A 13,242-nucleotide genomic window follows, 5' to 3' on the forward strand; every position below is an offset into this window, starting at 1 on the left:
GGGGTAGTATGAGCGAAAATGTATACCAGTTTATCGATGTACAACGTGTTGATCCGCGTAAAAAGCCAATTTCAGCACGTAAACAATCTTTCGTAGAAATCTACGAGCCGTTTTCTGAGACACAAGTTAACTCACAGGCGGATCGCTGTTTAGATTGTGGTAACCCGTACTGTGAATGGAAATGCCCAGTACATAACTATATTCCACAATGGTTAAAGCTCATTCGTACTGGCCGTATTTTAGAAGCGGCAGAGCTGTCTCACCGTACAAATAGCTTACCGGAGGTGTGTGGACGAGTTTGTCCACAAGATCGCTTATGTGAAGGCTCTTGCACACTTGAAGAAGAGTTTGGTGCTGTCACTATCGGTAATATCGAAAAGTACATCACAGATACGGCATTTAAAATGGGCTGGAAACCAGATATGTCGTATGTGGTATGGTCTGACAAAAAAGTGGCTATCATTGGTGCAGGTCCAGCTGGCTTAGGTTGTGCGGATATTTTAGTACGTAACGGTGTTAAGCCTGTGGTGTTTGACCGTCACCCAGAAATCGGTGGTCTTCTTACGTTTGGTATTCCTTCATTCAAACTTGAAAAAGAAGTAATGCAAAAGCGTCGTGAAATTTTCACTGAAATGGGTGTCGAGTTTCAGCTAAACACTGAAGTTGGCGTTGATATTACTCTTGATGAAATACTCGCTGAATATGATGCCGTATTCTTAGGTGTTGGTACCTATCAAAGTATGCGTGCAGGCCTTGAAAACGAAGATGCTGATGGTGTGTTTGATGCACTGCCGTTCTTAATTGGTAACACAAACCGTGTTATGGGCTATGCAGAAGATAAGCAAGCTTATATCGATATGGCGAACGAGAAAGTCGTCGTGTTAGGCGGTGGTGATACAGCAATGGACTGTGTGAGAACCTCTATTCGACAAGGTGCTGCAAAAGTAACCTGTGCGTATCGTCGTGACGAAGAAAACATGCCAGGCTCAAAGCGCGAAGTTAAAAATGCCCGTGAAGAGGGCGTAGAATTTACCTTTAATGTTCAACCTAAAGGCATTGTGGTTGACGAGCAAGGGAAAGTTGCTGGCGTTAAGATGGTGAAAACGCAACTTGGTGAGCCGGACGAAAATGGTCGTCGTCGTGCTGAAGAAGTAGCAGGTTCTGAGCATGTTATTGAAGCAACCAAGGTGCTCATGGCGTTTGGTTTTAAACCTCATAAAATGGATTGGTTAGAACCGTACGGTGTTGAAATCAATCATTGGGGTGGTATCAATGCACCAGAAAAAGGTGAATTTACTCACCAAACAACCAATCCTAAAATCTTTGCTGGCGGCGATATTGTCCGCGGCTCAGATTTAGTGGTAACGGCTATTTTCGAAGGCCGAAATGCCGCTGAAGGGATTATGGATTACTTAGACGTTTAATTCTAAAGCGCCATTCAACATTTTTAAAAGCAAGCTACCGAGCTTGCTTTTTTATTGCCTATTTTTTAGCTGTTTTGAGAATCAAATCAAGATTCAGAAAAATAATGAAAAAATAACGCTTATTACCTACAATCTACGAATGAATTTTACAGTTAAATAGAAAAAATTCATTATTTCGTATTAACTCCATATTTGCTCCATATTGTTGCGTTTTAATGTTTATTAGAGGCAGAAGCCCATCTGAATATTTGATGCTAACAACATGGATAAAAAGAAAATGTTTTGCGAACACACAAATAACGAGCAGTTAAGCTTTTTTCAGCCAAGTTCAAAATCTGAAAATGATTTACTCAATGAGGTCATGAATAGTGAAGACCTGCACGATATTCTGACTATGGTTTTACTAGATGAGACCTTATCAGACGCCCTTAAAGCGATGGTGAAGCAACAACTAAAAACAATAAAAAAAATATAAAACGGAAATAAAAATGCCGCAGATATTAGTCGTTGAAGACGACTTAGATATTGCAGAACAAGTGCTGTTGTTCTTCAATGCATCTGGCTTTACTACTCACCACATCACTGATGGCAGTGCTGTGGTGTCGTGGGTTAAAGAAAATAATCCGGATGCAATAATTCTAGATGTAATGTTGCCCAATTTAGATGGCGTGGAATGCATGAAGCAGATCCGCGCTTTTTCTATGGTGCCTATTATTATGGTAACCGCTAAAGTCGAAGAGGCTGATAGGTTGAAAGGGCTAGAACATGGCGCTGATGACTATGTCTGTAAACCTTTTAGCGGTGCAGAGCTGGTGATGCGTGTTAAAGCTATTTTAAGGCGCTGTGCGCCAGTATCTAGTCGCAATGAAATTGTTGAAACGCCAGCTACTATTTGTTTAAACGAAGATGCGCTTGAAGTTGAGATTAAAGGCGTGTCTTTGGGTTTAACTAAAGTGGAATTTGACGTATTTAAGCTTTTGTACAAAGCTCCTAAGCGCGTTTTTTCAAGACAGCAGATACTTGATCATATCCAACCCAATAACTTTGATATTACCGACCGCGTAATTGACAGTCATATCAAAAATATTCGCAAAAAACTAAAGAATTTACAGTTCTCTCCTAAGATAGTCGCTTCCGTTTACGGTGCAGGCTATCGCTATGATGAACGTCAAATCGATTGATTTGGCGTTCATCGCTTTCATATCAATTACACACTGTACGTTCACCTTTTCGAATAGAATGGCTGAACACATACACTGATAATTCTCTTGCTTGAATATCTTGCCAAATGCGTTTGCTAGGACTAGGGCACAACGCATAATGTAAATATTGATTTAACGCCTCACCTTCAAGGGCTATCGCAGTAGGCGTTTGTACATAAACCTGAATCGCATTAGTAGAGTACTTTATTTGATTTAAGCGCCACTGGCCCATTAAGAATTGCTTTGCAAAGAACTGAGAAATACGTTGTTTAGCAGCTTCAGATAGTGGAGGGTACTCTATTGGCTTTTCGTAGCTTGCATAATAGAGTCCTGCACTTAACATTATGCTGGCAAGGGCCGCGTAAATTGGCAGTGGCGACTTTTTGGTTTTTTTAACTTTGCTTTGGCGGTGTTTACGCTCAACAGATTTTGCCCATTGAGCGTGCTTTAATGACTCTGACATGGTTCCATTCCACAGTAGTTTATAGTGCTATTTAAGCAATAAAATGTGGTGGAAAAATGGAGAGGCTTATTTATTGCCTAAAGGCAGTAATATTCTGATACATAAGCCACCTGACTTACCTGGTAACGCGTTAATATTACCTGACATCAACTCAACAAAACTCTGACAAATTGATAACCCTAAACCAGACCCCCCCGATGCACGGCTACGAGACTCTTCAACACGATATAATCGGTCAAAAAGTTTGCCTATATGAGCTTTACCGACACCGGGAGAAGTATCATCGACTTGAATAAATAGTTCATGCTTGTTGGCCCGAACTTTAAGGCGGACATGGCCTGGGGTGTCTGTGTATAGACACGCATTAGTAAAAATATTGTTGAGGATTTGGTCGAGCTTTTGTTTATCTACCGTGATCTCAACATCATCAGCAATAACAATATCAGCAAAAAATGTGAGCTGATGACTGCAAACATAACGGCGCATGTCTTGCTCGTATTCAGCAAAAATTTGCGCGGCATTATATTGGTGAAGGTTCAATGTCAGGGTTTTGTTTTCAGCTTGAGATAACTGGTACACATCTGAAATTAAGTTATTAAGTTGCGCTATCTTGCCATTAATTTTGCTGTAGGCGAGATCGCGGTTCTCTTGAATATCGAGCTCAAGCGCTTCTATATGCAGTTTTAATACACTCAGTGGGGTGCGTAATTCATGAGAGATATCAGCAAGCATTTTGTCTTTTTCAATTAAGTTATATTGATAAAGCTTGGCTTTAAATAACGCTTTTCGATGCTTGAAATAATAGAGTACTAGCGCAAGGGTACTAAACAACAAAACAATACCAGCAGATAACAACCAAATTTGTTTTTCTAGTCGCTGGTTATTCATTTGTGCAGTTGCGAGTTTGTTTTTTTGAATTTCATCATCAATACGTTGCTGTTGCTCGATTGCTGTTAATTGCTTTTTATTTTTTTCGACGGCTTTATTTAAATGTTCTTCAAATAAAGACTCGGCCAGTTTATTTTCAAGCTTTAGCTGCTCAGCTGCAAGCTTGTAATCACCGATAAGTTCAGCATAAATTGCGGTATAGCCGTGCTGTTTTTGATTCAATAAGCGGTTATTGATATCAGTTAATAACTCTTTTGTTCGACTTAAATAGAGACCAATTAGCTCAGGGTTTTTAAGTGCTAAATGTAATTCAATTAAGTTAAAGTAAGAGTAAATTTTACTTAAAGCAGAGCCAGATTTAAGCGCTGCGTTGAGCCCAGACTCTGCACTACTCAATGCCATATGCTGGTTGCCAATTTTCAAATACAATTGCATCAGCGTATGCTTCGCCGTCGCCATATTTTCATAGGCATTGATATCGGCTAAACGGGTATAGGCATTATTTAATAAGGGAAGAGCCTGCTCTAAATCGCCTCGTTTATACACCAGCTTGGCAAGTTGTAAGCTGGTATCTGCAATATTCATTTGGTTGTTGGTTTTAATATCAAACTCGAGTGCTTTTTTATAGAAGTACTCAGATTGCGAGAGATCATCAAGCCTGTGAGCAAGGTTTGCTAAGTTATAAAAGTTAGTGGCAACTAGTTCATAATTATCGCTATTTTCTAATAACGCTTGTGCTTTTACTTGATGATGCATTGATTGTTCAAGATCATTAAGCGTGTCGTATAGTGAACCTAAATTGCTATGGCTTTGTGCTTGTAGGTTTTTGTCTTCAAGCTCATTTGCAAGTGCTAAGGCTGCCATATAATGATTTTTTGCTTCTATTGTTTTTACTTGGCGACGGTAGTTGATCCCTAGCTCTTTTTGAATGTGGTATTGGTCTTTTTTACTCAAACTAGCAAGCTTTTGTAATGGCGATAGCAGTTCTATCGCCTCGTTATAATGACCTTGTTTACGTAAAAGAGGCGCTTGTGCCATAGCAATTTCGGGGGGCGATATAGCGGTGTTATTATCTTTGTATTGCTCAAGAATAGTGAGTGCTTCACTGAGCTTGCCTTGGTTCTCAAGGTCAGTGACTTGATTTAATAGAGAGCTGGGCAGTGAGGTTGCTACAGACGAAAAAGACAGTAAACACGTAGCGATAAGTAAAGAGTATTTCATTTGTGGTTAGAATAAGCTTAATGTGTTCTTATACTAACCAGCAAATGTGTGCAAATTATGGAGCGGCTACCAACAGCCTGTCAGAGAGCTTTTAACTCTATTAGTGTGTTGTTTAAGCAATAAATAACTTATACCAACAAGTAATGTATGGCCGATTGCTAATACAATTAACCATGACGAAAAGTCGCGTGTTAATTGATTAACAGCTAGCATGCTAATTAACATTAATACTAAAGATGAATTTAACACAGTTTGTAGTAACTGCTTAAAGCGTAAATGCTTCCAACGACTCCAAATAACCAACAAAAATGCGGTAGTCGGGAGGGCAATTAAAATACATTCAAATAAAATAACGATTAATTGCGCACCTTGATAAGCTGAATCAGCTGTTGAACCCTGTGAGTGGCTTGAACTCAGTGCAATCAAGCCAAGCACTAAAGCGGTACCCATATTTTTAATATTCATTTCTAAACTCTAACCAACTTAAACTCTCAACAGTATTAACTATTAACTTATGCATGTGCGCTAATAAGCTCTTTGGCATTCGCTCTTGCCATTTTACTGATGTTGTCGCCAGCGAGTAGTCGGGCAATTTCATCGATACGGCCATCTTTTGAAAGTTTATTCATTTGCGTAAAGGTTTCGCCGTTTGCAATTTCTTTGGCTACAAAAAATTGCTGATGCCCAGAACTTGCAACTTGTGGCAAGTGAGTTACACAAATAACTTGGGTCGATTTACCTAGCTGGCGTAATAGCTTACCGACTGCAGAGGCGGTAGGGCCTGAAATACCCACATCAACTTCATCGAAAATGAGGGTCGGCGTTGTAACACGCTGAGCAATAATGACCTGAATAGCTAAACTAATGCGAGATAATTCACCACCAGAGGCCACTTTAGACAGTGCTTGCATTGGTTGACCTGGGTTGGTCGATACTAAAAACGACACAGTATCAAAACCCATTGCACTTGGTGCTTTATCGCTAGCTTGTTGAATATCAATAGCAAACTTGCCGTTTTCCATCGATAAATTCGCCATGCTATCACTAATTAACTGATTAAGCGTATCTGCATAACTATGGCGGCTTTCACTTAATAGTTGAGCTGCTTGTTTGTACTGCTCAAGGGCATCGCTGATTTCGCTTTCAAGTGCCACAAGGCGGTCACTGTTATAACTAATTGATGCTAATTCTTCAGAGATTGACTGGTGAAACTCAACAAGCTCTTCTGGCTTTATGTGATGTTTACGAGCAAGATCCATAGCACCTGTTAAACGAGTTTCAACTTCGTCTAAGCGTGCTGGGTCTAAGTCGGTAACATCAACATAGCTGCGTATCTCGCGGCTTGCTTCTTCAACTTGAACGGCAGCTTCACTCAGTAGTGATGCTATGCTAGATAAGCTCTCATCGTAGCTTGCTAGTTCTGCAAATTGTTGAGCACTATGTTGCAATAATGAACACGCACTTTGCTCATCACTTTCGTATAAGTGTTGTAGCTCACGTTGGCATGACTCTAAAATAGTCTGGCTATGGCTTAGTTTATGATGCTCAGCTTCAATCTCTTCAAATTCACCCGGTTGAAGAGCAAATTCATCAAGTTCAGCTACTTGATACTCAAGTAATTGCTTTTGAGCTGCCTGTTGCTGCTGTTGTTGTTCAAGCTGGTTAAATTCTTTGAGTAAGGTTTGATAGGTTTTAAAGCGCTCTTTAACATCAGCTAATAACTGATTGTGGCCAGCATAGGCATCAAGCAGATGCAGCTGGTGTTCAGCTTTTAATAAATGCTGATGGGCATGTTGCCCGTGAATAGAAATTAAGTACTGACCTAACTCTTTTAACTGTGCAGCGGTAACTGAGCTGCCATTAATATAGCTTTTGCTACGGCCGTTTTTGCAAATAACACGGCGTAGTAAACATTCGCCTTCGTTGTTTGAAAGTAAATGTTGCTCTAAAAAGTGTTGGGCAAGAGGGAGTTGGCTAATATCAAATTGTGCGCATATTTCTGCACGATCAGTACCAGGGCGAACGGCACCAGCATCAGCGCGTTCACCTAAACATAAAGAGAGGGCATCAATTGCAATTGATTTACCCGCACCTGTTTCACCTGTAATGGCTGTCATACCATTGTGCCACTCAGTACTTAAATTACTTACAATGGCAAAGTTTTTAATTTCTAACCCGATTAACATACTGTTTATCCATCCAGCTAATTAACTGTTAATTTATACAGTGTTTTCGGGTTTTGCAAATTAAATTTTTAAGCTTTGCTTAATTCTGACAATTGATTTTCTGGTGCGGAATCATCTGACGCTTGTGTGCTCTGGGCTGGCGGCTGATCGTCTTGTAAATCGGCTGGAGGCTGATATTTAATTACTTCAATGAGTGATGGAAGGGACTCTTGGTAAAACGCTTTGTTATATTCAATACCATTATAAGGTAATTCAGCCATGAAATACTGTAATCTGTCTGCAAGCTGATCAATCTGTTCTGGGCTTTGTGCTTTACTGGCTTCCATAATGATTGTGTTAAGCAGTAAATCACTAATGTATTCAAGATATGTGAGGTTTTCTTCGTTATGGGCTTGCACAACAAAGTAATTGCTAGTGATCATGCTCAAACGCGAGATGTTCTTCGGACGAATGATTTTACTCTCGCTGAAATCAATTAACTTATCTTTAAAATCATTATTGATTTCTTTTACTCGTTGATTAAAACGTTTTTTTTCAGCTTCAATAGCCTTGCGACGGTTGCTCTCAACCATCCAGTAACAACCTAGCAAGGTGATCAGTAATAACAGAGCAAGAAAAACGATATAGCTCATTTCGCCTTAGAATCCTTAAAATAATACAGCATTAAGTTTGATTATTTTGCGCTATTCAATGTGCCTTGGCAATCAATTGAGATAAAAAAGCCGCTTAAAATAAGCGGCTTCCCCAGTTTAATTTTTTTCTTAATACATTGTAGTAAGAGTATTCTTTAGGGTGGATCAAGCGCAGACGCTTATCTGCTTTTTTTATCACCACTTCATCGCCAGGTAATACAGCTAAAACCACATGGCTGTCACAACTGACTTGCAGGCTATCAGTATTTTCAAGACTGAGCTTTAAACGCACTTCGTTATCAGCATCAACCACAAGAGGGCGGCTTGATAATGTGTGCGGGAACATAGGCACAAGTGAAATCGCATTAAGCTCTGGCGTCAAAATCGGCCCGCCACCAGATAATGAATAAGCAGTTGAGCCTGTAGGTGTTGAAACAATTAAACCGTCCGAGCGTTGCGAGAATACAAAATCGTTGTTAATAAAGGCCTCAAACTCAATCATATGAGCAACTTTATCGGCATGAAGTACTGCTTCATTCACTGCCAAGTTTGCACTTTTGAGTTCGGCATGGCGATATACTTCAACTTCAAGCAAGAAGCGTTTTTCTTCGAGGAACTGGCCACTTAATACTTGTTCAAGGCTGGCTTCGAAACCTTCTGGGTTTAAATCAGTTAAAAAGCCTAAATTACCACGGTTTACACCAATTACGGCAACATCAAAACGCGCTAAAACTCGAGCTGCGCCAAGCATATTGCCATCACCGCCGACGACTATGGCTAAGTCTGCACGTTCACCTAAATCAACCAATTTAACAAGGTTCTCTCGGGGAAGATCTTCAAGTTGGCGGCCAGTGCGCTGCTCTACTAGCACTTCAAAACCCAAGGCTCGCAAAAATGTGTGCAGGCGAGCAAGTGTGGCAGCTGCCCCGCTGTGATTAGGTTTGCCAATTAAACCTATGGTTTTAAAAGGTGAATCCATGTTATTTGCACTTAAACTTTCATATCGCTAGATTACATTAAAAACTAATGCTTTGAAAATAACTTGAAATAAACTTGCTGCGCCCAAATATCCACTGGCAAGTACCAAGATGTATAAATTATGAAATTAAATCCGCGTGACCAACAAATTTTTTCAGCTGTAATGAGCCTTTACTGTAACGGTGAAGGTCAGCCTGTTGCCTCTACCCGTATTGCCAAGCAAAAAGGTATGGCGGTATGTTCGGCAACAGTACGCAATGCTATGGCTCGGCTAGAAAAAGTGGGCTTACTTTATTCGCCACATACTTCTGCTGGCCGCGTACCTACCAATGCCGGGTTTGATTATTGGCTTACTGAGTTTTTTGCTCTGCCTGAAATTGCAACATATTGGCAGCCCGAGCAAGCACAATTAGTTGAGCTCGCCCATGGTTTGAGTCAGCGTTATAAGGTGTGTTGTTGTGTGGGCTTACCTCAAGTCAGTTCACAGCTGGTCTTTCGAGTAGAGGTGCTTGATTTTGATGGTAGCAATTGGCTTATTCTACTCATCGATAGAGCAGGGCAAAGCCATAACATTTGCATTACCAAACCTGAAGACTCATCTGATGCCGTTCGTTACCAGTTTGCTACTTGGCTTAATACCGTATTCAGCCAGCAAACCTTAATGGAAGGCTTATATCGTATGCAGGCCATGGCAGCCACTGCACCACATAATTGCCACGACTCTTTAACACAATGGACTCGTCAATTAAGTCAAAAACTCGGTTCAGACAACAGTATTGTGGTAGGTGAAAACTACCTTTACCGCCAAGTTGATTGCCAAACCAGTTTAAACATTGGTGTATCGTTTTTAAATTTTGTTGAAGATAAACTCGCATTTAAAAATGGGTTATCAGTGTTAAACACAGAACAATTGCCATTTACAGACTGTAATGAGTTGATGGTGATCAGCGTTCCTTATTTTAATAACCATGAATACCAGAGCCGATTTTGTGTAATTTGTCCAAAATCAGCGCAAATAGAAGCAATCATCCAAGAATTTAAGTTAATCGGCTCATCAGCCTCTTGAATCTTTTAATTCAATCCCCATAATTACCGCAGTTGTAAAGAATTGGAGCATGTAAGCTATGTCTGAGCAGACAAAATCACCAGAGCAAGAAGTTGAACTAAACGAAGAATTTGAACAAATGCAAGCTGAAGTAGAAGCTGCAGAAAAAGCGGCTGAACAAGTTGACGGCGAAGAAATAAGCCCTGAAGCTGAAATCGCACTACTACACAGCGAATTAGAAGCGGCTAAACAAACGATCAACGATCAAAAAGACAGTGTTGTTCGTGCTGCTGCAGATGTTGAGAACATGCGTCGTCGTGCCGCTCAAGATGTAGAAAAAGCGCATAAGTTTGCACTTGAAAAGTTTGCTAACGAATTACTACCTGTTATCGATAACCTAGAGCGTGCGATTGAGTTTTCTGATAAAGAAAATGAGCAGCTTAAGCCTGTGCTTGAAGGTATCGAAATGACTGTTAAGAGCTTTAATGATGCGGTATCAAAATTCGGTGTTGAAATTGTTAACCCACAGGGTGAACAATTTAACCCTGAATTCCATCAAGCAATGTCAATTCAGCCAAGCAATGATGTGGCGCCAAATACTGTTCTTGCAGTAATGCAAAAAGGTTATACATTAAATGGCCGTTTATTACGCCCTGCAATGGTTATGGTATCGAAAGAAGCTGAATAAGCTTTAAAGAGATATAAAAAATGCCTGTTAATTACAGGCATTTTTTTTATTACAATTGTGTTCAATATTTAAGTCGATTGGTATCGTTTTCGATGCCAAAGCTGTACAAGTAAGATCAGTATCAGTGCGCTGAACATCATAGCAGAAAATGGAATCGCACTTTGTGGGTGAACAAAAGCAAGGATAGGCCCAACTAAAGCGCCACTGCCGAATCTCAGGGTACCAATAACAGCTGTTGCAGTGCCTGACTTTTCCTCAAATTGCATCAGTATTAATGAGTCTGCATTACTCGCGACAATACCCAAGCTCATCATCAGTGGTGCGATGGTAGCAACGATAAAATACAGCGATAAATGCATCACACTGAATAACAACAATGCCCCGCCAGACACAAAGCCAATACCTAGCCCAATAAATAACAGTTTACGAGAACCTAAGCGCGGCACTAAACGTGTATTCATAAAGTTACCGAACATTAAAGCCAGCACGTTAAAGGCGAATAACACACCGAACAATTGCTCATCTACTTTGAAGAAATCGAGATATACATAAGGTACCGATGTTAAAAAGCAAAAGAATGCAAATGAGGCAAACATTGAGCTGGCAATATCGGCAAGGGCACTACGACGAGAAAATACCGTTTTATAACTATTAAAGAACAGTGCCAAACCACGTTGCTGACTCTTAAAGATTGGAATATCGATTAAATGAATTTGCACCAAAGCTAAAATGGCAAAGCTATAAGCAGCTAATGCAATGAAAATAACCTGCCATGTTGAAATTCCCATGATTAATGAGCCTAGAGTAGGGGCAATTAACGGGGCAACCATCATAATCATCGAGACATAAGACATGCCTTTGGCAGTGTTCTCTCGGTAAATGTGGCGAATAATACCTGGCACTACGACTGTCGCAGCGGCACCTGTGAATGCTTGCACGGCTCTTAAAGACCAAAATAATTCGATGTTGGTACAAAATGCCAGTGCTAATGAGCTGATGCCAAATAGCGCTAAACCCACCTTAGCGAGTAATCGCCTACCAAGTTCATCGGCTATCGGACCAAAAAACAACATACCCAAGGCATAACCCGCTAAATAAATACTGAGCGAGATTTGCACATTTGGCATGGTAGTTTGCAAGTCGTTGGCAATCACCAACATTGCCGGTAAATATAAATCAATTGCTAAAGGCGTAATCGCGACAATACTTGCCAGTAAAGGTAATAAAATGCGTTTATTTAAAGTCTCAGGGGAAGGCATTGTTTACTCATTCATCAAACATTAGGTCACTATTGTAGCAGTGTGAATCACTGTGGTGAACTTAGTTTGCCTGCTAAGTAAAAGAATTAACTAAATGATAACAACTGAGTGGGTGATTGTTCATTTTCATATAAAATTAAGCAATGCTTTGCTATATTAGCCACAATTACACTAAGTATTTGAAGGACTATTATGAAAAAGTTAATCATGGCAGTGTTAGCCACCGCTGTTTTAGCTGGCTGTAAAACCTCTCCAACAGGGCGTACACAAATCGCGCTTTATTCAGACCAACAAATGAGCCAAATGGGTCAAGCAAGCTTTGCTGAAATGAAAAAAACACAGCCTGTTAATACCGATCCTGGCGTCAATGCTTATGTGAAGTGTATCGCTGATGATGTTATTGCCGTTTTACCTAACGAGTATGCAAAGCAATCGTGGGAAGTAGTAGTGTTTGAAGAAGATTCAGCAAACGCATTTGCATTACCGGGGGGTTATATTGGCGTTCATACAGGTTTATTAAAAGTTGCTGTAAATCAAGACCAACTGGCAACGGTACTAGGTCACGAGGTTGCACACGTTATTGCTGAGCATTCTAATGAACGTGTATCACAAAATGCATTGTTACAAACAGGTCTGCAAGTTGGTGGTGCAGCACTTGATATGGGGAATGTGCAATATCGCGGCGAAATAATGCAAGCCTTAGGCTTAGGCGCACAGTATGGTGTTGTTTTGCCATTTAGCCGCTCACATGAATCAGAAGCAGATATTGTTGGCTTAGATTTAATGGCAAAAGCAGGGTTTAACCCAGAGCAATCAGTGTCGCTTTGGCAAAATATGAGTGCAGCTGGTAGTAGCGGTACCCCAGAGTTTATGTCGACTCACCCAGCACCAGGTAACCGTATTAAAGAGCTACAAAAGCATATGTCGGATGCATTAAAAGCCCAACAAGCTGCTAAAGCAAAAGGCAAAACCCCACAGTGTAAACTGTAAAGAGTATCTATAGAAATTAAAAAAGCCTGTACTCAGTGATGACTACAGGCTTTAATTTTTTCAGCTTTCAGCTTTCAGCTTTCAGCTTTCAGCTTTCAGCTTTCAGCTTTCAGCTTTCAGCTTTCTGATCTGACCCCGATAAAGTAGACACGGGGTTTAATTAACTTGTTCGTACTGCATGGGACTTTTATACCCTAGGGTGCCATGCCTTCTTACTGAGTTGTAGTATTTTTCAATATAAAAATACGTTTGTGTTGTCATTTCAC

At 40.3% G+C, this 13,242-nt stretch carries 14 protein-coding genes; 6 read left to right on the plus strand and 8 right to left on the minus strand.

Annotation, left to right across the window (positions count from 1 at the left end; all coding sequences use genetic code 11):
* Positions 1–8: 8 nt before the first annotated feature.
* From WA256_RS16865 to WA256_RS16875, 3 genes are all read left to right on the plus strand, one after another.
* Positions 9–1,424 (plus strand): FAD-dependent oxidoreductase, encoded by a 1,416-nt coding sequence (locus tag WA256_RS16865; RefSeq protein ID WP_058585227.1) that lies wholly within the window; start codon positions 9–11, stop codon positions 1,422–1,424.
* A 262-nt stretch (positions 1,425–1,686) separates the two neighbouring features.
* Entirely contained in the window at positions 1,687–1,899 is a 213-nt protein-coding gene (locus tag WA256_RS16870) for a hypothetical protein (RefSeq protein WP_235575464.1), read from the plus strand.
* 13 nt (positions 1,900–1,912) lie between these two features.
* A complete protein-coding gene (locus WA256_RS16875) occupies positions 1,913–2,605 on the plus strand; it encodes a response regulator (protein ID WP_062564565.1) in 693 nt (230 codons plus the stop codon).
* A 22-nt stretch (positions 2,606–2,627) separates the two neighbouring features.
* Here the strand turns inward: WA256_RS16875 and WA256_RS16880 are convergent, their stop codons facing one another.
* From WA256_RS16880 to nadK, 6 genes are all read right to left on the minus strand, one after another.
* On the minus strand, positions 2,628–3,089 hold the full coding sequence (locus tag WA256_RS16880; protein WP_335992687.1) for a hypothetical protein: 462 nt from the start codon (positions 3,087–3,089) through the stop codon (positions 2,628–2,630).
* 66 nt (positions 3,090–3,155) lie between these two features.
* On the minus strand, positions 3,156–5,198 hold the full coding sequence (locus WA256_RS16885) for an ATP-binding protein (RefSeq protein ID WP_335992688.1): 2,043 nt from the start codon (positions 5,196–5,198) through the stop codon (positions 3,156–3,158).
* 66 nt (positions 5,199–5,264) lie between these two features.
* Positions 5,265–5,663 carry a hypothetical protein gene (locus WA256_RS16890; RefSeq protein WP_063529426.1) on the minus strand — a complete coding sequence of 133 codons (399 nt, stop codon included), beginning with the start codon at positions 5,661–5,663 and terminating at the stop codon, positions 5,265–5,267.
* Positions 5,664–5,710: 47 nt separating this feature from the next.
* Positions 5,711–7,384 carry a DNA repair protein RecN gene (gene recN / locus WA256_RS16895; RefSeq protein WP_335992689.1) on the minus strand — a complete coding sequence of 558 codons (1,674 nt, stop codon included), beginning with the start codon at positions 7,382–7,384 and terminating at the stop codon, positions 5,711–5,713.
* 68 nt (positions 7,385–7,452) lie between these two features.
* The gene (locus WA256_RS16900) at positions 7,453–8,016 is read right to left on the minus strand and encodes a hypothetical protein (RefSeq protein WP_063527477.1); all 564 of its coding nucleotides are present in this window, start codon (positions 8,014–8,016) and stop codon (positions 7,453–7,455) included.
* Between the two features lie 94 nt (positions 8,017–8,110).
* Positions 8,111–8,995: an NAD(+) kinase gene (gene nadK, locus WA256_RS16905; RefSeq protein WP_054561709.1), complete on the minus strand. Its 885-nt coding sequence runs from the start codon at positions 8,993–8,995 to the stop codon at positions 8,111–8,113.
* A 120-nt stretch (positions 8,996–9,115) separates the two neighbouring features.
* Here nadK and WA256_RS16910 point away from each other — a divergent pair, with 120 nt between their 5' ends.
* The gene (locus tag WA256_RS16910) at positions 9,116–10,060 is read left to right on the plus strand and encodes an HrcA family transcriptional regulator (protein WP_055022172.1); all 945 of its coding nucleotides are present in this window, start codon (positions 9,116–9,118) and stop codon (positions 10,058–10,060) included.
* Between the two features lie 58 nt (positions 10,061–10,118).
* Complete coding sequence (grpE, locus tag WA256_RS16915) at positions 10,119–10,727, plus strand: nucleotide exchange factor GrpE (RefSeq protein WP_335992690.1); 609 nt, start codon at positions 10,119–10,121, stop codon at positions 10,725–10,727.
* A 68-nt stretch (positions 10,728–10,795) separates the two neighbouring features.
* On the opposite strand, the gene WA256_RS16920 is transcribed toward grpE, so the two are convergent.
* A complete protein-coding gene (locus WA256_RS16920; RefSeq protein ID WP_055022171.1) occupies positions 10,796–11,986 on the minus strand; it encodes a Bcr/CflA family efflux MFS transporter in 1,191 nt (396 codons plus the stop codon).
* Between the two features lie 192 nt (positions 11,987–12,178).
* Between WA256_RS16920 and WA256_RS16925 the strand changes: the two genes are divergently transcribed.
* On the plus strand, positions 12,179–12,976 hold the full coding sequence (locus WA256_RS16925; RefSeq protein ID WP_054561706.1) for a M48 family metallopeptidase: 798 nt from the start codon (positions 12,179–12,181) through the stop codon (positions 12,974–12,976).
* Between the two features lie 156 nt (positions 12,977–13,132).
* Here WA256_RS16925 and WA256_RS16930 read toward each other — a convergent pair whose 3' ends face one another.
* On the minus strand, positions 13,133–13,237 hold the full coding sequence (locus tag WA256_RS16930; RefSeq protein ID WP_138602026.1) for an IS3 family transposase: 105 nt from the start codon (positions 13,235–13,237) through the stop codon (positions 13,133–13,135).
* Between the last annotated feature and the right edge of the window lie 5 nt (positions 13,238–13,242).

The sequence above is a fragment of the Pseudoalteromonas sp. CH_XMU1449-3 genome (assembly GCF_037027245.1).
GTDB classification, from domain to species: Bacteria; Pseudomonadota; Gammaproteobacteria; order Enterobacterales; family Alteromonadaceae; genus Pseudoalteromonas; species Pseudoalteromonas shioyasakiensis.

What these genes read in the sequence shown, in the direction of transcription:
- WA256_RS16865 (WP_058585227.1), top strand. Translation starts at nt 9, where the DNA reads ATGAGCGAAAATGTATACCAGTTTATCGATGTACAACGTGTTGATCCG.
- WA256_RS16870 (WP_235575464.1), top strand. Translation starts at nt 1,687, where the DNA reads ATGGATAAAAAGAAAATGTTTTGCGAACACACAAATAACGAGCAGTTA.
- WA256_RS16875 (WP_062564565.1), top strand. Translation starts at nt 1,913, where the DNA reads ATGCCGCAGATATTAGTCGTTGAAGACGACTTAGATATTGCAGAACAA.
- WA256_RS16880 (WP_335992687.1), bottom strand. Translation starts at nt 3,089, where the DNA reads ATGTCAGAGTCATTAAAGCACGCTCAATGGGCAAAATCTGTTGAGCGT.
- WA256_RS16885 (WP_335992688.1), bottom strand. Translation starts at nt 5,198, where the DNA reads ATGAAATACTCTTTACTTATCGCTACGTGTTTACTGTCTTTTTCGTCT.
- WA256_RS16890 (WP_063529426.1), bottom strand. Translation starts at nt 5,663, where the DNA reads ATGAATATTAAAAATATGGGTACCGCTTTAGTGCTTGGCTTGATTGCA.
- recN (WP_335992689.1), bottom strand. Translation starts at nt 7,384, where the DNA reads ATGTTAATCGGGTTAGAAATTAAAAACTTTGCCATTGTAAGTAATTTA.
- WA256_RS16900 (WP_063527477.1), bottom strand. Translation starts at nt 8,016, where the DNA reads ATGAGCTATATCGTTTTTCTTGCTCTGTTATTACTGATCACCTTGCTA.
- nadK (WP_054561709.1), bottom strand. Translation starts at nt 8,995, where the DNA reads ATGGATTCACCTTTTAAAACCATAGGTTTAATTGGCAAACCTAATCAC.
- WA256_RS16910 (WP_055022172.1), top strand. Translation starts at nt 9,116, where the DNA reads ATGAAATTAAATCCGCGTGACCAACAAATTTTTTCAGCTGTAATGAGC.
- grpE (WP_335992690.1), top strand. Translation starts at nt 10,119, where the DNA reads ATGTCTGAGCAGACAAAATCACCAGAGCAAGAAGTTGAACTAAACGAA.
- WA256_RS16920 (WP_055022171.1), bottom strand. Translation starts at nt 11,986, where the DNA reads ATGCCTTCCCCTGAGACTTTAAATAAACGCATTTTATTACCTTTACTG.
- WA256_RS16925 (WP_054561706.1), top strand. Translation starts at nt 12,179, where the DNA reads ATGAAAAAGTTAATCATGGCAGTGTTAGCCACCGCTGTTTTAGCTGGC.
- WA256_RS16930 (WP_138602026.1), bottom strand. Translation starts at nt 13,237, where the DNA reads ATGACAACACAAACGTATTTTTATATTGAAAAATACTACAACTCAGTA.